25 protein-coding genes and 1 tRNA gene are annotated in these 22,366 nt (G+C 34.7%); 15 read left to right on the top strand and 11 right to left on the bottom strand.

Going from position 1 to position 22,366, the window contains the following annotated elements:
* Window positions 1-63: 63 nt before the first annotated feature.
* A complete protein-coding gene (sxtR, locus tag I7H67_RS06740; protein WP_198307431.1) occupies window positions 64-963 on the bottom strand; it encodes a multidrug efflux pump transcriptional activator SxtR in 900 nt (299 codons plus the stop codon).
* Between the two features lie 140 nt (window positions 964-1,103).
* On the opposite strand from sxtR, the gene sxtP reads away from it, so the two are divergent.
* From sxtP to I7H67_RS06720, 4 genes are all read left to right on the top strand, one after another.
* Window positions 1,104-2,348, top strand: a complete 1,245-nt coding sequence (gene sxtP, locus I7H67_RS06735) for a multidrug efflux MFS transporter SxtP (protein WP_198307430.1) — start codon at window positions 1,104-1,106, stop codon at window positions 2,346-2,348.
* A 23-nt stretch (window positions 2,349-2,371) separates the two neighbouring features.
* A complete protein-coding gene (locus tag I7H67_RS06730) occupies window positions 2,372-2,698 on the top strand; it encodes a gamma-glutamylcyclotransferase (protein WP_198307429.1) in 327 nt (108 codons plus the stop codon).
* 111 nt (window positions 2,699-2,809) lie between these two features.
* Window positions 2,810-2,885 (top strand) — tRNA-Thr (locus I7H67_RS06725).
* Between the two features lie 511 nt (window positions 2,886-3,396).
* Entirely contained in the window at window positions 3,397-3,732 is a 336-nt protein-coding gene (locus tag I7H67_RS06720; protein ID WP_198307428.1) for a DUF6388 family protein, read from the top strand.
* A 522-nt stretch (window positions 3,733-4,254) separates the two neighbouring features.
* Here I7H67_RS06720 and I7H67_RS06715 read toward each other — a convergent pair.
* The 5 genes from I7H67_RS06715 to I7H67_RS06695 are packed head-to-tail and all read right to left on the bottom strand — an operon-like array spanning window position 4,255 to window position 8,490.
* Window positions 4,255-4,863 (bottom strand): LysE family translocator, encoded by a 609-nt coding sequence (locus I7H67_RS06715; protein ID WP_198307427.1) that lies wholly within the window; start codon window positions 4,861-4,863, stop codon window positions 4,255-4,257.
* 1 nt (window position 4,864) lies between these two features.
* Window positions 4,865-6,430 carry a tryptophan halogenase family protein gene (locus I7H67_RS06710; protein ID WP_198307426.1) on the bottom strand — a complete coding sequence of 522 codons (1,566 nt, stop codon included), beginning with the start codon at window positions 6,428-6,430 and terminating at the stop codon, window positions 4,865-4,867.
* A 23-nt stretch (window positions 6,431-6,453) separates the two neighbouring features.
* Entirely contained in the window at window positions 6,454-7,077 is a 624-nt protein-coding gene (gene thrH / locus I7H67_RS06705; protein ID WP_198307425.1) for a bifunctional phosphoserine phosphatase/homoserine phosphotransferase ThrH, read from the bottom strand.
* 10 nt (window positions 7,078-7,087) lie between these two features.
* Entirely contained in the window at window positions 7,088-7,696 is a 609-nt protein-coding gene (locus tag I7H67_RS06700) for a LysE family translocator (protein ID WP_198307424.1), read from the bottom strand.
* A 5-nt stretch (window positions 7,697-7,701) separates the two neighbouring features.
* A complete protein-coding gene (locus I7H67_RS06695) occupies window positions 7,702-8,490 on the bottom strand; it encodes a 2OG-Fe dioxygenase family protein (protein WP_198307423.1) in 789 nt (262 codons plus the stop codon).
* 81 nt (window positions 8,491-8,571) lie between these two features.
* On the opposite strand from I7H67_RS06695, the gene I7H67_RS06690 reads away from it, so the two are divergent.
* From I7H67_RS06690 to I7H67_RS06680, 3 genes are all read left to right on the top strand, one after another.
* Window positions 8,572-9,441 carry a LysR family transcriptional regulator gene (locus I7H67_RS06690; RefSeq protein ID WP_198307422.1) on the top strand — a complete coding sequence of 290 codons (870 nt, stop codon included), beginning with the start codon at window positions 8,572-8,574 and terminating at the stop codon, window positions 9,439-9,441.
* 348 nt (window positions 9,442-9,789) lie between these two features.
* A complete protein-coding gene (locus I7H67_RS06685) occupies window positions 9,790-9,948 on the top strand; it encodes a hypothetical protein (RefSeq protein WP_198307421.1) in 159 nt (52 codons plus the stop codon).
* 16 nt (window positions 9,949-9,964) lie between these two features.
* On the top strand, window positions 9,965-10,192 hold the full coding sequence (locus tag I7H67_RS06680; protein WP_198307420.1) for a helix-turn-helix transcriptional regulator: 228 nt from the start codon (window positions 9,965-9,967) through the stop codon (window positions 10,190-10,192).
* A gap of 39 nt (window positions 10,193-10,231) precedes the next feature.
* On the opposite strand, the gene I7H67_RS06675 is transcribed toward I7H67_RS06680, so the two are convergent.
* Entirely contained in the window at window positions 10,232-10,477 is a 246-nt protein-coding gene (locus I7H67_RS06675; RefSeq protein WP_198307419.1) for a helix-turn-helix domain-containing protein, read from the bottom strand.
* 118 nt (window positions 10,478-10,595) lie between these two features.
* Between I7H67_RS06675 and I7H67_RS06670 the strand changes: the two genes are divergently transcribed.
* From I7H67_RS06670 to I7H67_RS06640, 7 genes are all read left to right on the top strand, one after another.
* A complete protein-coding gene (locus I7H67_RS06670) occupies window positions 10,596-11,135 on the top strand; it encodes a hypothetical protein (protein ID WP_198307418.1) in 540 nt (179 codons plus the stop codon).
* Window positions 11,136-11,212: 77 nt separating this feature from the next.
* Window positions 11,213-11,743, top strand: coding sequence for a hypothetical protein (locus tag I7H67_RS06665; protein WP_198307417.1), 531 nt, complete (start codon window positions 11,213-11,215; stop codon window positions 11,741-11,743).
* The gene (locus I7H67_RS06660; protein WP_413784433.1) at window positions 11,727-12,071 is read left to right on the top strand and encodes a hypothetical protein; all 345 of its coding nucleotides are present in this window, start codon (window positions 11,727-11,729) and stop codon (window positions 12,069-12,071) included. Before I7H67_RS06665 ends, I7H67_RS06660 begins: the two co-directional genes overlap by 17 nt.
* A gap of 60 nt (window positions 12,072-12,131) precedes the next feature.
* Complete coding sequence (locus I7H67_RS06655; RefSeq protein WP_198307416.1) at window positions 12,132-12,410, top strand: type I restriction endonuclease subunit M; 279 nt, start codon at window positions 12,132-12,134, stop codon at window positions 12,408-12,410.
* 568 nt (window positions 12,411-12,978) lie between these two features.
* Window positions 12,979-13,623 carry a hypothetical protein gene (locus I7H67_RS06650; protein ID WP_032052401.1) on the top strand — a complete coding sequence of 215 codons (645 nt, stop codon included), beginning with the start codon at window positions 12,979-12,981 and terminating at the stop codon, window positions 13,621-13,623.
* 323 nt (window positions 13,624-13,946) lie between these two features.
* On the top strand, window positions 13,947-15,107 hold the full coding sequence (locus tag I7H67_RS06645) for a site-specific integrase (protein WP_198307415.1): 1,161 nt from the start codon (window positions 13,947-13,949) through the stop codon (window positions 15,105-15,107).
* 71 nt (window positions 15,108-15,178) lie between these two features.
* Complete coding sequence (locus I7H67_RS06640) at window positions 15,179-17,284, top strand: DEAD/DEAH box helicase (protein ID WP_198307414.1); 2,106 nt, start codon at window positions 15,179-15,181, stop codon at window positions 17,282-17,284.
* A 152-nt stretch (window positions 17,285-17,436) separates the two neighbouring features.
* On the opposite strand, the gene I7H67_RS06635 is transcribed toward I7H67_RS06640, so the two are convergent.
* The 3 genes from I7H67_RS06635 to I7H67_RS06625 form a co-directional block, all read right to left on the bottom strand.
* Complete coding sequence (locus I7H67_RS06635) at window positions 17,437-18,105, bottom strand: HNH endonuclease (RefSeq protein WP_198307413.1); 669 nt, start codon at window positions 18,103-18,105, stop codon at window positions 17,437-17,439.
* Window positions 18,102-19,385: an AAA family ATPase gene (locus tag I7H67_RS06630; protein ID WP_198307412.1), complete on the bottom strand. Its 1,284-nt coding sequence runs from the start codon at window positions 19,383-19,385 to the stop codon at window positions 18,102-18,104. Before I7H67_RS06630 ends, I7H67_RS06635 begins: the two co-directional genes overlap by 4 nt.
* A gap of 825 nt (window positions 19,386-20,210) precedes the next feature.
* Window positions 20,211-20,723 carry a DUF2059 domain-containing protein gene (locus I7H67_RS06625; RefSeq protein ID WP_227602545.1) on the bottom strand — a complete coding sequence of 171 codons (513 nt, stop codon included), beginning with the start codon at window positions 20,721-20,723 and terminating at the stop codon, window positions 20,211-20,213.
* Between the two features lie 294 nt (window positions 20,724-21,017).
* On the opposite strand from I7H67_RS06625, the gene I7H67_RS06620 reads away from it, so the two are divergent.
* Window positions 21,018-21,401, top strand: coding sequence for a hypothetical protein (locus tag I7H67_RS06620; RefSeq protein ID WP_198307410.1), 384 nt, complete (start codon window positions 21,018-21,020; stop codon window positions 21,399-21,401).
* 535 nt (window positions 21,402-21,936) lie between these two features.
* Here the strand turns inward: I7H67_RS06620 and I7H67_RS06615 are convergent.
* The gene (locus I7H67_RS06615) at window positions 21,937-22,359 is read right to left on the bottom strand and encodes a GFA family protein (protein ID WP_005300748.1); all 423 of its coding nucleotides are present in this window, start codon (window positions 22,357-22,359) and stop codon (window positions 21,937-21,939) included.
* Between the last annotated feature and the right edge of the window lie 7 nt (window positions 22,360-22,366).

The following is a 22,366-nucleotide window of genomic DNA, read 5'->3' as shown; positions in this document are numbered from 1 at the left end:
GTATAAATCCAGACCTATAAATAATTATATAGTGAATAAAATTTAACTGCCTTTTCATAATATTTAATTAAAATGGAGAATATCTTGCACCACACTGGCAAAATTAATTGCCATTTGTGAAGGGGCATGTTTTTTATAAGCAAGCCCTAAACCCACCGTAGGTACAGGTGCTTTCAAAGAGCGATAAGCCACGCCTTGTATTTGCAATTGTTTGGTCGACTCTGGAACCAAAGATACACCTAAATTTGCAGATACTAACGATAAAATCGACACAATTTGCGGTGCATTTTGTCCAATTTTAGGTTCAAAGCCACGCTCATGGCAGGCTTGTTTAATTGCATCGAAAAGCCCTGCGCTAATTGAAGGTGGCGAGACAATAAAATCAAGTTCTCGTAGTGCATTTAAATCAATTTCTGGCGATGAATCGTCTAGATTAAAAGACTCCGAAGGCAAAGCAGCAATGAGTGGTTCAGCCAATAACTCTTGAATAATTAAACTGTCTGGAATATTGCGTGGTGACCGAATAATCGCAATATCCAAACGGTCTTCGAGTAATAAATCGATGAGCAGCAAGGTGTTCGCTTCTTCAAGTTTTAAATCCACTTTTGGATATTGCTGTTGGAAATAGCGAACGCATTTAGGAATTAGAGGGTTCAACATTGAGGTCCCCGTAAAACCCAATCGCAATTGACCAACTTCACCATTTGCCACCTGTTTAACCAAGTTCGCTGCATCTTCTACACGTTGTTGTACAGGCTGAATCGCATTTAAAAAGGCAAACCCCGCTTCGGTTAGCTCGACCCCATGCGGAGAACGAATAAATAAATCTGCGCCTAGCTCTTCCTCTAAGTCCCGTATTTGCATGCTTAAAGGTGGCTGACTCATGTTTAAACGATGCGCAGCTCTGGTAAAGTTTTTTTCTTCTGCTACTGCTAAAAAGTAGCGTATATGTCTAAGTTCCATCGCAATATATAAAACATATCATGACCTATTGTTAAATATATTAGAAAAATACCATCTAAATTGCTAATTTTAATTTATCGAATTTTCTCGATGCAGCATGCCCCCAAAGCACTGCACTTTCTTTCTGTCATGGTCATGATATGAACTCTTCATCTACACCCAGTACCTTAAGCACTGAGGCAACTTCTGTTCTTTCCCGCGAATGGATTCACAAAGGGACCAAAGCCTATAAGCACGCAGGATTTGCTTTATTCCTCGTAGGCTTTGCCAGTTTTTCTCTGATTTACTGTGTACAGCCACTCCTGCCAGCATTCAGCCAAAGCTTCCAGATTAGCCCTGCGAGCAGCTCCCTTGCCCTGTCTTTAACCACTGCCTTTTTAGCAATTTCGATTGTGCTATCGAGTGCTTTTTCACAGGCAATTGGTCGTCGTGGTGTCATCTTCAGTTCAATGCTGTGTGCAGCTATTCTTAATATTGTGGCTATGTTTACACCTAACTGGCATAGCTTACTCATAGCACGAGCACTAGAAGGTCTATTGCTTGGTGGTGTACCAGCCGTAACTATGGCTTGGATTGCCGAAGAAATCGCACCTGAACACTTGGGTAAAACCATGGGTTTGTATATTGCAGGAACGGCTTTTGGTGGAATGATGGGCCGTGTCGGCATGGGTATTTTGATTGAATATTTTTCTTGGCGAACTGCTTTAGGCTTACTTGGCGCAATCTGTTTTATTTGCTCGATTGCCTTTTTGAATTTACTTCCTGCTTCGCGTAATTTCGTACAGAAAAAAGGTTTGAATTTAAATTTTCACCAGCAAATGTGGCGGACCCATTTAAGTAATTTAAAGTTACTACGCCTGTTTACTATTGGTTTCTTGCTCACGAGTGTGTTTGTTACCTTGTTTAACTACGCCACTTTCCGTTTAAGCGGAGCACCTTATTCACTGAGTCAGACTCAAATTAGCCTTATTTTCTTGTCGTATAGCTTTGGTATGGTGTCTTCATCATTGGCAGGTACGCTAGCCGACCGCTTCGGTAAAAAAACCATGATGATGAGTGGCTTTGCCTTAATGATTGTGGGTAGCCTCATGACCCTGCTCAGCTCTCTTTTCGGCATTATTATTGGTATTGCATTTATAACCACAGGGTTCTTTATTACCCACTCACTTACCAGTAGTTCCGTTGGTGCCGAAAGCAAACAAGCCAAAGCTCACGCCAGTTCACTGTACTTACTGTTTTACTACATGGGTTCAAGTATTGTCGGCTCAGCAGGTGGCTGGTTCTGGCTACACGGCGGCTGGGGTGCGATTGTAGGCTTAACCGTTGTACTGTCGTTACTTGGAATATTTTTAGTTGTTTATACATCACACGCAAAAGCTCATTAATTTTTAAATTAAAGGAAAATCACATGTCGAGTTTATTTGTTTATGGCACTTTAGGCCCAGGTCGTCCTAATGCACATATACTTGAAAATATTGGCGGACAATGGGCAGAAGGTTGGGTCAACGGAACCTTACATAATCAAGGTTGGGGAGCTGATTTAGGCTATCCGGGAATTGTGCTTGATGAAAGTATCAATCAAGTTCAAGGTTTTGTTTTTAGCTCAGAACATTTAAATGCAAACTGGAAATTACTTGATGACTTTGAAGGCGAAGAATACGAAAGAGTACCTGTTCAAGTCACTTTAAATAGTGGCGAACGTGTTGATTCTTTTATTTATGTATTGAAGTCTTAAGCTATTTCTAAAGCTCAAGCCCATAAACATTTAAAAATTGATAGAAAAAATTTAAGTGGTCATTTTTTGGCTTGTATTTTTTTTAAGAAACTGTAGAATTCATTCCACGTCGCCGACATAGCTCAGTTGGTAGAGCAACTGACTTGTAATCAGTAGGTCCACAGTTCGAATCCGTGTGTCGGCACCATCATTAAACCTCATGAATATTTGATTTATGGGGTTTTTTGTTGCCTGTAGATTTAGCTCAGTTCTAGCCCAACGGACTATTTTGTGGTCCATTTGATCGATAGTCTGATGGTCCAAATAATACTCAACTTCCCTATCCAACATGTTCCCCACACCGTTTCCAGCTCTTTGGTTTTCCATGCGAATTGCGATGTCGATACATCAACTTTTCATAGTTGCTATCGCTGCACAGAGCAGGACGCATGAAAAACTTAAGGCGTTAGGGGAATTTTCGAGGTTACTTGTATTTCCTGTTTCAAACAGGACCTCTAGGCTAAACCCCTGAAAGTTCTGGGGAGTTTTGCTTTATATGTTCTTATCTGTAGAACTATGCTATGAATCAGTCCCTTCTGGACAATTCCCCTTAAGCCTCTACCATCGATTAACGAATAATCCCTTTATCTTTTTTTCCCATAATATTCCATCTATGATGCATTTATTACCAAAAAAACATTACTTATTGAGCACCTAACATGAAAGACTATTCAGAATATTTCCGTGAAGCTGTTGCTTCTTTTCTTGCACAAAATCCTAATCTACAAAAAGAGCTTGCAAGCATTACTGTTGATGGAGCAGAAAATATAGGAACTACGGTTGATACACTTCGTTTACAAGTCATGAATCAAAGATTCATTGAACACGCAGCCCTGTTAGGCGTAGACACCACCAACTTAGTCCTGCAATTCATTGATGTGCCTGAAGATGAAAAAAATCAAATTCTAAAAAATTATCACAAAAATCTTGCTAGTTCTCTTGGTGTTGACTGGCAGGACTACATAGCAATAAACCCTCATTTATCCCATCTATAGTCAAATTATTCCCCTATTCTTGAGTAGGTTAATAGGGGTTTGCTTTTGTTGATGGAAGTTTTTTATTGTGGCATTTAGGGAGGGGTTTTTAAGGTTCCTTGCATTTCCTGTTTCGGACTGGATATCTAGGGGGAACGCCTGATGGTTGTGGGGAGTTTCTTTAAAATAATCACTCTTTTTTACGGGGTACAATCCGCTTAATTCTTATAGATATAGAGAACTACTTCTGTATTTGCCTTGAATTTGCATAGATATTATCTACATGGTCTATTAACCAAGGAGTGACCATGAAGAAATACTTTCCTGAGCTTGATACAGTTTCTGACATCCTTGCATCAATTTGCTATGTTGTAGTTGAACGATTTTTCGTTCTTTAAATTTAAAATTCTAAGATACATACCCATAGAACATCTCATGATATTTCTTGAGTCTTAGTGATTAATCCTTAATCTTAAGTCTTAAATTTTCATTATTTTTTAAGCTTAGTGACTATTCATCACTAAGCTTGTAGTAAATTAGTACTCATCTAAAAATTAAAAATATAGCAATTATCCCCATACATATAGCACTAGCTTTATTCAGTATATTCATATTTCGTTTACTCTTAAATAAGTGCAATAGTTTCACACCTAATAAACCATAAACTGACATAGAAATAATATCAATCAATGAAGAAATTAAACCTAGTAAAAGATACTGAGGCATAATATCAATTTTTGTATTGATAAACTGGGGCAAAAAAGCTATAAAAAAAACAAGCACTTTAGGGTTGGATACTGCTGTTAGAAAACCCTTAATTGGTAAATTATAAATACTTTCGATTTCATAATTTTTTTCTTTAATTGTAGGCTCTGACTTCCAAATCATAATAGCTATAAATATTAAATAACAAAACCCTAAATATTTTATTATTTCAAATACTATAGGAAAATCTGTTATTAGCTTATTCAGCCCTAAACCTACAGCACAAATAATTAAAAAATCTGCTATTGCAGCTCCTATACTTGCTAAAAGTACAAGACGTATATTACCTTGCAGCCCTAAAGCTAGCGCTAAAAAAGATGTAGGTCCGGGTAAAATAGCACCAATAAAACAAAAGGTGCTATATAACAAAATTAAATTAAATTCCATACTATTTACTATGATGTATAAATTTCAAGTATTCGTATGTGCTAGGTAAACTTTCTAATAGCATATTTTCTCGTTCCTTTAAATCTTTCATATAGTTTTGTGCTTGTTCATATTTCGCATCATATAACACTTTAGGATATATAGACTCTGGGAACCATTTTAAACCCGTAAACATACAATAATAATTACTATTGGTCCAAAAATTAGAGAACTCTATATCGAAGTTACCATAATAATCTTTCTCATTAGTTGTAATTGGAGGACAAACAACTAATCCTGCTTTATACATATCTAATTTATCTTTCAAAGAATCAGACAGTTTCAGATCATGTTTATTTGCCTTCCAAAATTCGGTATCAACTCGTGATGTAGTAAAGTAATGTGTCTGTAAAAAATCACGACTATCATCAAACATTACTTCTATCTTATCATTAAATGATTTAACTAATTTTTCATCTATTTCTTTTACTGGAAAGTGCTTAACAAGTTGGTAAATTGCTGCATAGATAAAATAAAGTCCCGTAGATTCTAATGGTTCTAAAAAACATGAAGATAAACCGATTGCCACACAATTCTTCACCCACGCACGTTTATTACGCCCAGTTCTAAATTTAATATGATTCAATGAAATATTATCTTCTTTTACATTCCATAACTTTAAGAATTCATCGGTAGCCTGATCCTTTGTTGTAAAGTTATCAGAATAAACGTAACCAGAACCAAACCTACCTAACATAGGAATTTTCCATGTCCAACCATTTTTCATAGCAATTGCTGAAGTATAAGGTTCTATACCATTTTTCTCGTCATCATGCTTAATAGACGCTGCAACCGCTGAATTACAAAACAATTGATCAGACATATTTAAAAATGGTTCATTTAAGGCCTTATTGATAATTAACCCTTTGAAACCTGAACAATCGATAAATAGATCAGCCTCAAGGTCTCCATTTTTTTTAGTTGTAACAGATTTTACGTAGCCATTCACATCTAAATTTACATTCGTTACTTCATCCTCAAAGTGTTTAACGCCCCAAGACATTGAAAGCTTTTTCAAAAATTTAGCGACCAAATGAGCATCAAAATGCCAAGCATAGCTCATAACACTCTCATTATTTAATGTCTTTGGCGATAATTTTGCATCTAATAATTTAGCTTTATCATAACAATCATAAGCCATAGGTAAATTTGTTATTTTATTCTCTCTAAAATAATTCCAGTAATGCGTTAGAGGAATATCATCAATATTTTTTATCTGACCGAACATATGATAAAAGTAATCATTTTTATCATATGGATTATTCCAATTTACAAATTTAATCGCAGCTTTAAATGAAGCGTTACATTCAGGCATCCAATCTTCTTCTTTTAATCCTAAAAAATCGAAGAATACTTTTTGTAAATTAGGAATAGTAGCTTCACCTACCCCAATTTTTGGTATTTCAGGTGATTCAATCAAAGAAATATTAATCTTATTTCCTAAAGCTTTTGCTAAGTACGAAGCAGTCATCCACCCAGCACTGCCACCACCAACAATTAATACATTCTTTATTAATTCACTACTCATTTAATTTTCCTTTCAGCACACTTTTATAAACTTCTCAAATAGTCATTTATTTCTTGATATGACTGTACAATATGAAAATATGATGGAGCATTTTGTTTTACTTCATTTGAAGGTTGAAATAAAAAACCATGATCTACTAAATGCAGCATAGTAAAATCATTAAATGCATCACCAATTGCTATACTTTCTAGCCTTGTTATTTGTTTTTTTTGGTATTTAACAATAACTTCATGTTTTCCCTTTTCTCTTGAATAATTTACTTTTTCTATAAACCCATCTTTATTTACTTCTAAATTATGACAATAAGCTTTTTCACAAGGTAGTTCTATTTTCTCAAAAAGAGGATTAAGAAACTCATAAAAGCAATCTGAAACAATTCTTATTTCAAACTTATTATTTAATTGAAGATAGTCTAAGAATTCTTTTGCTCCTTTTAGTGGGTTAACTTCTTTTATAATTTCAATAAGCTGATCTAAAGTAATATTATATTCTTTAAGAATATTAATCCTATGCTCCATTAATGTTTTATAATCTGGAACTTCTCTCGTTGTTATTAATAGTTCTGGTCGATTGAAATGGTTTGCAAATTTCTTCCATATCTCAGGAATAAGAACTCCTTCCATATCAATAAAAGCTATCTTATTCATATTTAATACCTCATTGAAATTTAGCAAAAAAGAGCGTAATTCCTAACACACATAGAATTGAACCAATTATTCTATTAATATGCACTTGCTTAGCTAACATTTTTTGCCTCAATATCATGGATGAAAAAAGTATAGAGACAAGAGAAAACCAAAAGAAGTGCGCGAAAGACATAAAAAGACCATACCCTAAAAGAATAATCTTTGGAGTAGATAAACTAACAATTTGTGTATATGTACTTATAACAAATAAAGTTGTTTTAGGATTTAATGCATTGGTAAAAAATCCATATTTTAATGCTTGAAAAGAATTTATTTTTGTTAATAAAGACATATCAATTACTGGCTTTTGAGTAAATGTTTTATAACCAATATAGATAAGATAACCAGCACCAATATACTTTACAATATTAAGAAATTGTGGCGTATATGCTATAACAAAAGCTAAAGCAATTAATGTATAGGCAACATGAATTAGGACGCCTAATGATATTCCTAGTGCTGTAAAAAAACCTATTCTTCTTCCATATAAATAACTATTTTTAGTTACAATAGCAAAATCAGCTCCTGGGCTAACTACTGCTAAAATAGTAATTATAATTACAGCAATAAATTCTCCCATTTCAGTCACACCTTTTTAAAAGTAATAACCAAAACATCTCTTAATCCAATTTTTTCTTTTTCAATATTATCTACCTTTGTTTTAGTAACACTATGGTAAACTTGATGATCATCCACTAAAGCTATATCTAGAAAATTCTCTAGCATAAGTTCAGTTTTCAAGACTTTATCTAGGTTATATATTTTAGTTATACCGCCTTGAATATTTTGTCTATTAATTAAAGCCATCAATACAAAATCAACACCATCACGATGGATGCCTTCAGGCGTAGGTTTTCCTAGATCGTTTGGTTTTGCTTTAATCCGAAATTGATGCGCTTCAACAAACCAGTTCTCTTTTTTAATTTCTGAGAATGTAAAATATGCAAATTGTAATAGATTCTTAAAAATAGGATTTTCTATAGTTTTTTTATCTATTTCTGTAAAATATCTGGCAATACCCCCATTTAGAGGATTGTATTCAATAGTTTGAAAATGTGGCATATATTTATTCTTTAAAATAATTTTATCACTATTATTAACAGTAAAAGTTGCATGCTTTCTAGTTCTATATTTCCCTTTATCAGACATGAATTGATCTATGTCAAGTGTGTTCCAACTATCAACAAATTCAATTATATCTTGTTCACATACATTGAAAAAATTATCTTCTTCTTGTATTTTTTGGAATGTATAGGAATCAATAAAAGTATAGCCTTGATTAGCAATTTCTGTTGAATATCTATTATTTTCTATATGTGCAGTTGAATGTATTGCAAATTTAAGTATATTTTCCATAGCTGTAGTTTGATTCATTATTTATGGTGTTTTTATTTTTGAACAAAAATTCAAAAATAAAAATTGAAAAAAACGACTTATTCAATATGAGTTTATGGAATGATTGAACGAATATCTTTGAATTCTTTAAAATTTTTTTATTTCGTTGCTAAATATGGAAGCGTTACATTAGCCTCAAAAAAGTTATTTGTTACTCAAAGTGCTGTAAGCAAGCAAATATGTAATCTAGAGAAATCTTTAAATACTCTTTTATTTATTAGAAAAAATAAAACCTTAGAAATTACACCGGAAGGAGAAATACTATTTAATTGCTGTCAGCGACTTTTTAGCCAACTTGATGAGTGTTTGAGCGGGTTAAACAAGACCGAAAAGAAACAGTTGATCTTGTCTTGTGAATCTACAATTTCGATGAAATGGTTAATTCCTAGATTATCTAAATTTAAAGAATTGGGATATGATTTTGATATTGTTCTACTTACAGGTGGTGGAGTCGTTGATTTTGAGAAAAATAAAATTGATATTGCGATTCGAAGAAATGATTTTAATTGGGGAGAACATATCTATTGTGAGAAAATTGCAGATGAATATATCGTAATGGTACAGAGCGCAAATTCTTATGAAAATAAAGAACTTTTGGTTTCAGCATCAAGACCAAATTTCTATAAAAATATTAATAAAATATTTGAGTTTAAAAATAGTTTAAGAGAATATTCGAAAGTTGAATTAGAACACTTTTACCTTTGCTTAGAAGGTTGCTTAGCTGGCTTAGGTGATACTATTATTTCAATTTATATGATAGAGAAAGAGCTAGAATGTAAGTTATTAAAAAAAATATCATCACCTGTACAAGATGGATCCTCTTATTATTTACTGTCTCATACTGCTTTTAATACTGATCAAAGAAAAATGATCTTTCTAAATTGGTTAAGAAAAGAAATGTATGAGAGTCAAGCCAGACTCATCAGTTAAACACAAAATTCAATTATTAAGTTAATCTTAATTAAATATATCATATAGATACTTCTTGTTGTTTCGAGTAGAGGGTTGATTATCACAAAAATAATACCCAACCAAGGTTATATAGTACTCTTTAGTAATTTGGATATCTTGAAGAAAATTTTTAGGTTCCTTGCATTTCCTGTTTCGGACTGGACATCTAGGGGGAATGCCTGATGATTGTGGGGAGTTTCTTTAAAATAACCACTCTTTTTATGGAGTAAAAATCACTTGGCTCTTATGGATGGAGAGAGCTGTTTCTGTATTTGCCTTGAATTTGCATAGATATTATCTACATGGTCTATTAACCAAGGAGTGACCATGAAGAAATACTTTCCTGAGCTTGATACTGTTTCCGACATCCTTGCATCAATTCCTCATCCACAAATTCAATCCATTGCACATGCCATTCGTATGTGCAATGACCAAGATACGCATGTTCTTACCAAACTACATGCTGTAGTTGGGGTTATGATCTAAGTACATGGAGATGAAAATGAAAGCTTTGAAAGAGTGGCTCAAACAACAACGTGAACTCAATGATCTGACTCAACAGCAATTAGCTCATAAGCTTGGAAAACCTGTGCATTACATTGAAGATGTGGAACATGGTGATTATCGCTTAGAGATCATTGAATTTATTTATTATTGCCAAGCCTTGAATATTGACCCTCATCAGGGTATTCGCTTAATTGATCTTGATCCTCAAGAGCAAAACAAGTAAGTTTATTCTTAATAGTTATTATGATCCATATCAATTTTTTTATGCTGGAATCGCTTGCCTAATCTGCTCTAACCCCTCCTCTGGGGTAATTCCAAGTATACGGCAATACCACACATACTCGACAACATCTAATCGACGCTCGCCTTGTTCAACCTTTTGAATATACGAGTGTGGTTTACCCATGCGTTCAGCTAATGCTCGCATAGTGAGGTGTTGTTCTTCCCGCATTTGCTTCAACCACTTAGTTAAAGCCTGCATTTCTGGGGTATTGATACTTGCTGTCATGTACCTATTATCGATACAATATATTTTGTACCCAATATAGATACATGTAATATGTAACTAATCCTGAAATCAGAACTAAGTCTTCACTTCCTAACGAGAAAATATAAGGTGCATAAAGATGGGGTTTTCAAATCTACTTAGCTCTGCACTAACTGCAGTGGCTACATTCTCTGGTAATCCAGATGTTCAACAAGTTGCTAATTCTGCTAATGAATTGGTAGTTTCTTATCAAGCTCAGCAACAACAGGAAATGGCTCAACGAATCATAAGTTCGCCTGACGGCATTATCCCTGTAACTGAAAAAGGTAAAACTGTATGGCGGGCTTTGAAATACAACGCTGACGGAGAAATTACTGGCTTTGCTGACTTTAATACTAAGGAAGAATATTTAGTGTTAAAGCAGCAGGAACTTCGCGCTCAACAAGCATTGGAACAGCAAAGGAAAGCTGAACAAGCTACCCAACGTCAGTATTCAGCTCAAACCAAACGTACAGGTGATGTCTCAATTGCTGATCTTGATGCATATGGACAAATGCTTGGCACCATGCAAGAGGCATCTATGGGTGCTTTGAGAAACTGCTCTCAATATGTTGAAAGCTCGCCCCCTTGGAATGCTTGCGTACAACGTGAAGTACAAAAGGTTGAACAGCGCAGATAACTAAACCCATTATCAATTTATCAGTCCCGATGATCTTTACAGGTCATCGGGATTTTTTATTTCTAAGGAATTTCAACATGCAACAACGCGTATTCGATAAGGTTAATCAAACCCTCATCAAAACCTTTATTTGCAATAAGCTTTCGGAACGCTCTAAAGGCCAATTGCATTACCAACTTTGGCAAGACAATGATGATTTATCTCTTGGTATTGCTTTGAGCCACAATGAATCATCTGGTGGATTTAGTTCTGAACTCATCAAGGTAGATGACATCCTCAAAACGATCAAAGAATTATTGCAATCTGGGAAGCCTTTCCATGCAACTGCCTTGAAGGACTTATTCATAGGGAAATCAGTTAATAACTATAGTTTCTTGGGTGCTGCTTTAGTTGATCAAAAGGTCATTCGTCTACATCCCCAAACAGCCCGTTTACTGGAAGTGATCGAGGAATATGAATTATGGCCTCTTCGCCTTGAAGAAATAGTGGGTAAAACTGATATTCAAGAGAATATAGTGACTAAGATTCCTGCCAAACGTGGTCCAAAACCTAAGAATCAATCTATCGAATCCGAAGTTGAGGAACAAGCAGATGATGAAATGCATTAAGACCAAAGATGATTTATCACATCTACACAATGAAGCGATTAAGGAAAGTATTTCCAATCACATCCGAACTTTAGAACAGCAGTATGATGAACCTTACCAAGCCACCCTACATGGGTGGTTTATTATTTGTGAAGATGAATCTGATTTATCTGAACCACTTGCCAATCTGACCTTTAGCCTTAGCGATAAGCTTCACTTAGGTGAAGTGGAATATATCGAAAAGAAAGAGAACTGGTATGAGGTTTATGTATTGCTCAATGATAATGAAGGCATATTAATCTATGTTCCGAATGACGTATTCGATAATCATTCTTTGACAGCAATCTAAAGCTATTTACAGCACACTCCCCTACAAAACCTTTTACTAATTTTTATCTAAGGCTATTTTATGACAAGGCATATCTTATTCGCTTTGGGACAAGTCGTGGCTACTAAAAATGCAGTAGAGTTCATGACTCAAAAATACATTACTCCTTTCGATTTACTTCATCGACATCAATATGGTGACTGGGGTGATTTAAATGAACCTGACCGTGAAGCAAATGAACAGGCTTTGATTGAGGATCTCCGGATTCTCTCAAGCTACGATTTTGGTAATGAAAAAGTGTGGGTGATTACCGAAGCTGATCGATCTATCACCACAATTTTACTCCCCATGGATTATTGACCTGACAAAAAACCGTAAATAGACCGTATAGCAAAATGAGCTATACGGTATCTTTTTTTTTGAACACACTCAACAGATGATAGCTTTTTTTGATTTACCGCTCCTCTCTCTACTAGTCAGCAGGTCTAAGTTGATTAAAAAAAGAGCATTCAAGAAAAAATGAAAATTTTTTTCACCCCAGAAATTATCACAAAATCGTTCAAAAAACATACTATTTTTAGAGCTTAGATTTATCCGATTATTTTAGTGATTTTCCCGTTTCGTCCTGAATATCCTTTTCGAATCACCCACTCCTCATTTCGGCAAGGACTTATAGGGAGAAAACTATTTTTACTACTTGGCAAAATACAAATACTTATTTAATTACAATAGCTTATTTTTTTTAAAAATCTCTCACTAGCATAAACCGATGACACATACACACCGATTAAAATACACACAAGTATGCCCTTAAAATACATGATTTAGCCGAATTCCCCCCTATTGCATCCCAATAAATCTTCTCCTAAGATGCCTCCACGTTGAGCTTCAGACCACTATTTAACCACTGTATTTATGGAGATTTATCATGGACCAATCAGATCTTTGCACATTAGGTCACGTTACGAATTTTTTTAGTTTTGATAAACAAATTGGTGTAGCCCATTATCGTGATCCAGCCCTAACAATTCCCGTAAATTCGAGCGAATATTCAATCGCAACGTATTACGGAGATTTCCACGGACGCTCTAAGAGTGAAATCAACAAAATTAGTCCAGACTTTTTGGAACAAGCTTCAAAAAAAGAACTCTGTGTTTACAAATTCGATGAAATGATGAAGGGCTTGGCTAGACTTAATCAAACTGATTCATGTATGTATATTCCACCTATTTTGGACCCTAAAAACCGAATCTTAAAAAATTGCCCAATCCTACTTACTAAGGAAAATATCGAAAAAGGAGACACTGATTTTTTCTACCATGTATATACAGCAAAAGCAGCGATTATCGTCTCATCACTCAAAAAACGAGAAAATTTAGATAATGCATTTATCGGTATATATTCCATTGAATCCAAGGATACAATTAAAGGTCTTGTGATAATCCGCCTTCTTGATTTGGAGCACTATAATGGTAACTCTAAGCAGATATTAAATACTGCTAAGATGCTTCCCCTAAAGTACTTTCCAGAATTCAATCCAGAATCAGCGAGTTGGCCTAATTATTTACTCTGAATTATTACCCTAGTTAGTCTTGAGCAAATAGTAAAAGACAAAACTCTTTAGAATTAAACTACTAACAAAAGTTCAGTACAGACAAACTTTTGAGCTAATTGATAAACATCATCACGATGATCTCTCCAGCGATAACATCGCTACGCTAAATATTTTTGGGACCCCGTCCGGAAGGGAAACCAAGACATTGGCCGTAATCTAATCCAATTACAGTCAGATATTTTTTTTATAGAAGAAACACTCGTAACTATTCCCCTTCAAATTTATGACCTTTATTACGGGTCAGGGATTCTTACGCCTTTTAAAGCTATAAGGAGTCAGATATGTCAAATAATTCCCCGATGGACATCCCAAAATTACGATGCCCTAAAGACAAACGTGAAGTTGAAATGACTGATCCAACAGTCAATCTTTTAAAGCATGTTGTCACACGCTCTGGTAAACGACGCTTCCTCATTCGTTATGTTTATCAAGGCAAAAAACGTGCCTATGCCATTGGTGACCACACCACTATGACAATCAAAGAGGCTCAAATCATGGCAATGGAGGCTAAGAGTCTACTGGCTAAGGGAATTGACCCTCAAGATGCTTATAAGGTTGAACCGCCCATTCCCACATTTGAAGCATTTTCTCGTGGTCCCTATCTCAGTGATAGTAAAGGCCGAAAACGTTCTTATCCCGATGAGAAAGCTCGTCTTGAGCAGCATCTCATTCCTGAATTAGGGAAGTATCAATTATCTCAAATCACAACAGGGATGCTGATAGAGGTACTCAATAAGGTAAAGGCAAAAGGTCTTGCCAATGCTTCAGTCAATCGTATGAGAGCACTATTGTCCTCTCTGTTTCAAATGGCAATCGATCATGAGCATATTGATACGAACCCTGTCAGTAGAGTGAAAAAGCTTAAGGAGAATAATCAAATTGAGCGCTACTTGTCAGAACAGGAACTACCTCGATTACTCAATGTCCTGAATGCCCCGCACTCCTATGGCATCGATAATTTGACTATTGTTGCTTTGGTGAAATTTCTGCTCATCACAGGTGTCCGTAAGCGTGAGGCAATGGATGTTAAATGGACGGATATTAATCTGGATACAGGTGTATGGCTGCTTACCCATAATAAATCGGGTAAAGCTCGTCACATTAATTTGAATCAGGAAGCCCTAAATATTATCAAAGCTATGCCTCAATTTAGCGGATATGTATTTGCTAATCCTAAGACGCTCTTGCCATTCAACGACATGCGTAAAACTTTCGACAAGATTATGGATAGCGCCAATATTTCCAATATTCGAATTCATGATTTACGTCATAACTTTGCAAGTGCAGCAGTCAACAGTGGTCAGAGTCTTTTTATCGTCCAACATTTATTAGGACACGCATCACCTCAAACGACCCAACGTTATGCACATCTGCAATCTAGCACCCTAAAACAGGCATCCGAACAAGTCGCCTCAGTCATTCTGCAAGCCAAAGTTGCTTAGTTAAACCACTTTTACCGCAATTTAAATTTTGAATGGATATGCCCTCACAGGCTTATCCAGAGGACTTTTTTATGTCAATTTTACCTAAATCACAAGAAATTGTTCTAACCGAAAAGCAACGTATCTCCGATAGCCTAGAGTCTCTATCACATGGTCATTCACTCATCCAAGGCGGAACTGGAATAGGTAAGAGTACCTTTGTGATGAAATATCTTGCTCAAAACCATCAAATCATCATGTTATGTCCTCTTGTCGCACAAGTAGAACAGCTACAGCAAATTTATGGGGATGATAATGCTTATGTATTTATTCATGGCAATCAAGCTATTTCAAAGAATGACATCCCTGCCATTATCAGAAAACATTTGGTAATGACCTACGATCAATTTGCTAAATTCGAGCCCCACCTTTCATCTAAAGCAATCATTGTTGTGGATGAGGTACAAAAACTCTATTCCGTAGGAACGTATCGTGAAAAGCCAATACAGTACATTTTAGAAGTGGTGAAAAACCAAAAGTTTGATCGAATTGTATTTTTGACAGCAACCTTAACCAGTCATCTTTTCGAGAAACTGAATATTCAAATCAGCCAGTACTACAAGTTTACTCAAACTGCTCAGCAACAGCGCTCAATTAGTATTGTTAATCCTACTACATTTAATTCTCGTTACTGGGTATACGATGTACTCATGCGTTTGAAGAAACTTCGAAAAGGACAGTGTAAAAAAGTGATTATCATTCGTGTGAATGATATCGAGATCGCCAAACAGGTGAAGGAAATCTATAAGAAAGAAGGATTCAACATCCAATTGATTAATAGTAAGGAAATGTCTAATCCTGACTGTCAGGAATTATTAAGTCTTGAGCGTATCAATACTGAATATGATGCTGTGATTTGTACATCTATTTTAGATGAGGCCATTAACCTCAAAAATAGTGATGAGGAGATTGATAGTATCCATATCGTGGGTAGTAGTACGCACCCAGAAGAAATCGTTCAATTTATAGGGCGATTACGTGTAGCTAATCCACCTGTTTATATTCATCTACCAGCACCTATCAATAACACTAAAATTAATTTCTTTAAACAGCATACAAAATATGTTGCTCAAAATAATAAAACCTACCATGAAGTTAGTCTTTTTTTAAATGAGATCAGAGTTTTTTTGAATGCTGAACGATTTACAGGTTTTGAGGATATTGTTTCAACCAAGATTGATAAAACCAAAATCATGAATGGGTTAACGAACGGACTGATCGGCTGTAAAGGCTTCTGGTCCGATAACAAAACGATCGGTCTCAATATTGCAAGTCTTGTGGCTCGATTCTATCGCTTGGATACTCAGCAGTGCTATAGCAATATCAACTATCTGAAACAACGCTTATTACAATTTTTACCTGATGCAAATGTCACTGTAATCAACAATAACAACCCACTCCCTCAAGAAATTGAGGATGCTTTTAATGAAAGTGAAAAATCATTGGAAGAACAGCGTAAAGATGCTGTTATAAAAGTACGTCGCTCACTCTTGCTTACATTACATAAGGTTAAGACTTTCAAGGAATTCAAGAAAAAGATTGATCATCTCCCTATCCATGAGAGCCCTGAATTTGAGGATGATGAAAACTCCACCCGTATGGAAGTCTATGAAGAAGCTATGCAGCTTTCAGAACGACTAGATAATCTCAAGGATGTATGCCTATCAATTAAACATGATCATACAGATAAAATCATCAAGCTCAGCCATGAATATCAAAGCAACCCTATTGTTATTAGTGTGATGCAACAGTTACGTACAGCCTATCAACGTAAGGAGTTCAAGGAGCAAATACACAGTTATGATGAGGTTACACAGCTCATGAATAAGGGACTACAAAAAGTTGCGGATAAAAAATCCATTATGGAGTCACTGAAACGTTACCCTGATAAGTATGTTGAGGTGACAGCAGATAACACTCTACAATTCAAGGCTGGTAAATCTATTCTTTTTTTACAGAAATACTGCTTTATTCATGTGTTTAACGTTAAGAAACCCTATCAGTTGAAGAAAGTACAATTCAAGGGCTTAACCGCCTTCGGATATGGGTTTAATGAGTTCTCATTAAGAACCAAAAAAACCATGCTCTTAAATGAAAAACGATATAACGCTCGTACAGGACAATTAGTTGAGGAGTAATTATCTCAGTCTAATTTTTACAAAACTAAAATGGCACATGCTGTGCCATTTATCTTTCTCAGTTAAATAAATGTCAACTCAGTTATCTTAATACTATTCATGGAACTAAACCCAATCAGTAGTTAGAAGTTGTACATATACCAATTAAGTGATTACGCGGCTTTTACTTCAGTTGGAATACTTGCATCAAAACATCTAATCGCAAGCTTAACCATAGAAGTATACTCACTTTCATGAGAAGCCTCGTTCTCAATTAAGTCCTGATAAATAGCTTTTCTAGCGACTATTGGTAAACCTGCATTATTTAATTCCTTCACTATCAGTCTAATTTTATCTAAACGCTCTTGCCTTTTCTCAACCAAAGCCGTTCTATTGAGCTTTAATAAAATTCTTGTAGACTCACCTTTGTTATCCATACCATTTGCTAAGGCACCAAAAAAAATAAGACTACTCTCAGGATCATCAATATATGGGTTTAAGATGTGTTTCAAATTAGGATCATGGTTAGTTTTATTCTGATTACAGATTTCACATGAAAGAGTTAAATTATTCCATTCATAACGCTGGGATTGATCTAATGCTTTAGGAAAAATATGTTCAATATCACCATGATGAATATGCAAAAGCTTACTTTCACAATAAGCACATTTACCATGTGTCTCTTCAATTAATGTCTCTTTAATCTCAGGATGACTATATCTTGTTAAGAGGTACTTCGTTGATTCTTTTCCAGCTTTAATATTATCAAGTAATCGTGACTTCCATTTACTGGCATTTCTAATTAACACAGTAGGCTTCTGTTTTTTAATTATTTTTATCATAATCCACTTTCTCCTACGATATTACTTAATGCTTCTGGGTAGAACTCTCCTAAACCAGCATTATTTAACTCGGTTCTCAATCTAGATAAACCTTCTGTTGTAATATCTTGGACTGTAAAGGTCGAACAGATTTTCTGTAACTCATCATCAGCCCATTTAGGCAATGTTACTGGTACACCTAAAACATCGCGCAAGATTTCACTTGCGGTAGCTGCTTTTTGATTCAGATCTAACTTATAAGAAACAACTTTTTTCCCCCATCCACTCTGTTGATCGCTTATATTATTTTTTTCATGTTTTAAAGCATATACGTTAGATTCACGAATTGAAGAAACAATAAACGGGCTATGTGTTACCACAATAAATTGAGCTTTAGGAAATGCTTTAACAAAATCATTCAATAGAGAGCGTTGCATAGACGGATGTAAATGATTTTCTGGTTCATCAATAGTGACGACAAATTCATCTTTGTCATGAGAATAAAGAAAAATCTGCCATGCTAGATCAATAATAGACATAATTCCTCCAGAAGAGGCATCTAATAGAAAATCTCCTGTTTCCGTTTCCAATACTAAGTCTGGTATCCGTACACTTAAGTCTTTAAAACCAAGATCAGCAGGTAATATCTGCTTTAGAATATCTTTAAAGTCGGAAAATTGCTTTTCAATCTTTTCATTTTTCTGTACAAATTGATTTCCTGGACCAAATGCAGCCATTGAAACAATAGCTTCTTTCATTCTATAAATTGGGCTGTGCTGTGTATAATTATTATTAAATAAGTTAACAGTTTCTTGAAAGTAACTATTAAAAGCCTGCGACGCATCCATAGGATTAGTGGGAATATTTTGCAATCTTTCATATTTAGGAATAGGTCGATGGGAACTGATATGGACCCCATTAACTACAGGAACGTTCCCTCCAAATTGCAAGTCAAATTGAGCAGCGCTGTATATTTGTTCATGAATAAAAATGTCAGAAAATGTATCATTAGAATAAAAAATATTGCCTAATATATGGATATTATGACCATAGTGAGATGTTTGATATTCTTTATTTAATGGTCGAAATACCGTCTTATAATGGAACACTCCTTGTTCTTTCGATAAAATAGGGGTGCCTAAAAATGGTTGAGACCATCCAAAGTGTTTAGAAAGTAATTTTAATATTGTTGATTTTCCTGAACCATTCGCCCCTGTAATAATTGTAACATTTGGATGAAAATCAATATCTATATTTTGAAATTGCCGCCAATCGTTAAGTAAAATTTTCTTAAACTTCATTTGATTACTCTTTAAAAATCTAATTTTAAGACTTCGATAATCTAATACTACAATAAGCAAAGAATATTTAAAGGTTATTTCTTCCCCATTTCATTTGTATTCTTTGGTCAGAGAGACTCATCTGATCAACCTCTCGGAGAGCAGAGAATACAAATGCGGAGAATATTCTCCGCATTGAAAATATCAGAATTCCTTTGAAAATTATGGAAAAATATAAAAAAATAGGGGGCAAAATTGATATAAAATAAAAATTAAAACTGATACTCCCCTTATCACCCATCACGGTATGTACTGGAACATGTTTACAGCCTCAAATGATCAGAAGATTACGGTCATATCCACTGTTCAATGATTTAACATGGTCATTTACGGTCTATCAAAATCTCTTATTTTTCTACGGTCTATTCTTCCGGTCAGTAGCAGTTTTACGGTCCATCAACGGTTTTGTACCAAATTTTCCAGAATGGAGGTCTTATATATCTTAGGCCTACAAAAATGAATATTTTCCTATGAGTCTATCATTTTTTGATCATACCCTTACTTTTCAACAACTTAAAGCAAAACATGTCCGGTCTCATTGATTTTATTCAATAATTTACAATTTTATGCCCGTGCAATATTGAATTTATTCAATAAAAAATAATGACTTACTCTTACTTGTAATCAGTAGGTCCACAGTTCGAATCCGTGTGTCGGCACCATCATTAAACCTCATGAATATTTGATTTATGGGGTTTTTTGTTGCCTGTAGGTTTTGAAATACTTAAAGATTTATAATTATTACCAAAAAATTGAGTGCAGACCTATTGATCCACACTCTTCAAATTATTTTTCATATTTCTCTAATTCAATAACCATTTCTTTTGCTGCGGCTATAATTTTAGGCATAGCTTCTCTAGTTAGATCTTGGCCTAATTTCATGCTTTGCTCCATCACTAGAGGCATTTTGTTTATGGCTGCTTGACCAACTGGTGATTTATAAAAATTAATTAATCCATCGATTTCTTCTTGAGTGAAATTTGTCACATAAATACGAGTAAATTCAGGCTCAAGTTTTTCCCAACCCATGTCTTCTACAGTAATGTTAGAGAACTTTTTAGCAAAATTTGCCACGACCTGTTTTTGTTGTGAATTAAGGGGTTTACCTTGTTGCATTTCAACTTCAGAGATTGTTTTTGAAATCATCTGCTCAATGTACGAGTTCATTTGTTTATATAAATCTTGGGATTTTGTGACCTTCATTAAGTCTTTTACAGACTCACTTGAAGCAGGCTGTGCAAAGGTTGGATGAGTGAGACATAAACCAATAACTAAAGTAGATAATATTTTCTTCATCATAATTAATAACATATTAAGGATATTTTTTAAGGATAATAGTTGGGATAGACAATTCTTGTCAAAGGCTTTGTTTTTTTTAATAAAGACTTATTATAAACCTAATCTTAAAAATAATTTTCTAAAACGAATTTATTCTTTTAACAAGTGAAATAGAATCCTGCTAATTTATTAAAAAATATATGATTAAAATAAGAAATATTAAAAAGATATGATTATAATGCGCCCCAAATAAGGTCATATGAATAAGACCTATTTTATAAACTTTAATTCATTAAGATACCAATACGGAAAAGTATGAAACTTCGTTTTATTTTACCTGCTTTATTTCTAACTTTGCCTTTAACAACATATGCTCAAGACACTACATCTCAACCACAAATGCAAACTACTGCAAACCCACCCATTTGCTTAATTGAAGGAACTCCTTCAGCAGAGCACTATAAATCCATTAAACGTATTAAAGCCGCGAAAGGAACCTATGGTGGTTTTGAAGAAGTAAAACCTAAATTAGCGATTGTTGCTCGTAAATACGGTGCAGATGTAGTGATTAATTATCATCAAAGCCAAAGATTTGGTTTCTGGCCGTGGCGTATTGTACGTCCAGTACTTACAGGAACTGCCGTGAAATGGAATACACCTTTTAACTGCGCTGCCTTAGGCGGTAAAGAAATTCGTTAATAAGAAATGAAAAAAGCCCAACATCCTGTTGGGCTTTTTCCGTATTTCGTTACTAGGTACACTTCCTGTAATACCTCACGTCCTGATGCTTAAACTTATTATTGTTGTTTTACGTTTCGGAACTTCCTGTTCCTGATGAGTTCATCATAGGCAATTCATCACGTCATAAAAAGACGCCAATTTCCCGAATGTATGTAAGAAAAAGCGTACATGGTTCTTTTAAATTTAAAACTTGATTTACTATAATTGAAATAAAAATATGAATTTATAAACAAGTTCTGTTCGTCAATTAAATAAGAAAACGCTATAATGAACCCATTACTTTATTTCTAAAATATATTTAAAAATAACAAGGAACGAGATGTTTACTTTGCCATCAAATCTTTTTCAACCTTTAGTGACCATACTTGCATGCCTTATTATTATTGTAAGTAAAATGCCTCAGCTAAAATTTAGAAAAACTATATTATTTTTAGCCTTTGGCAGTTTTACTTTAATATGTGCTTTGGCAATATTTGGTTTTTTTAATTAAGCCTTATTTCTTACTCTTCTCTATCATTTTTTCAAAATGTTTAAGGTTTGGGTTCAGCGTATCCCATGCGTAGGCTTGGCTCACAAACACCTCTGCTCTAGGCTGATAGAGACTCGGGTCATCCAAAGTACCTGCACGTATTGAAATCATTTCAGGGGCAATTTCAGGTAAGCCAAAAAGCTGAGAACCACAAGTTGGGCAAAATGCTCTTTTAATAGGTCGGCCAGAAGATCCTAAAGTCTCAAAATATTTAAGTTCACCACTTACTTTCAATTCAGATTGGTGAAAAAAAGCGATTGGTGCATATGCTGAACCTGTTGCCTTCTGACAATCTCGACAATGGCAATTAAAGCTATAACGTGGCTCCGTTTCGCTTTGATAGCTCACAGCTCCACATAAACACGATCCTTGATATTTAGCTGACATGGCTCAT

This window comes from Acinetobacter sp. ACIN00229, from assembly GCF_016106645.1.
Lineage (GTDB): Bacteria > Pseudomonadota > Gammaproteobacteria > Pseudomonadales > Moraxellaceae > Acinetobacter > Acinetobacter oleivorans.
The sequence above is the reverse complement of the archived record's forward strand: the minus strand, read 5'-3'. Positions and strand labels throughout refer to the sequence as shown.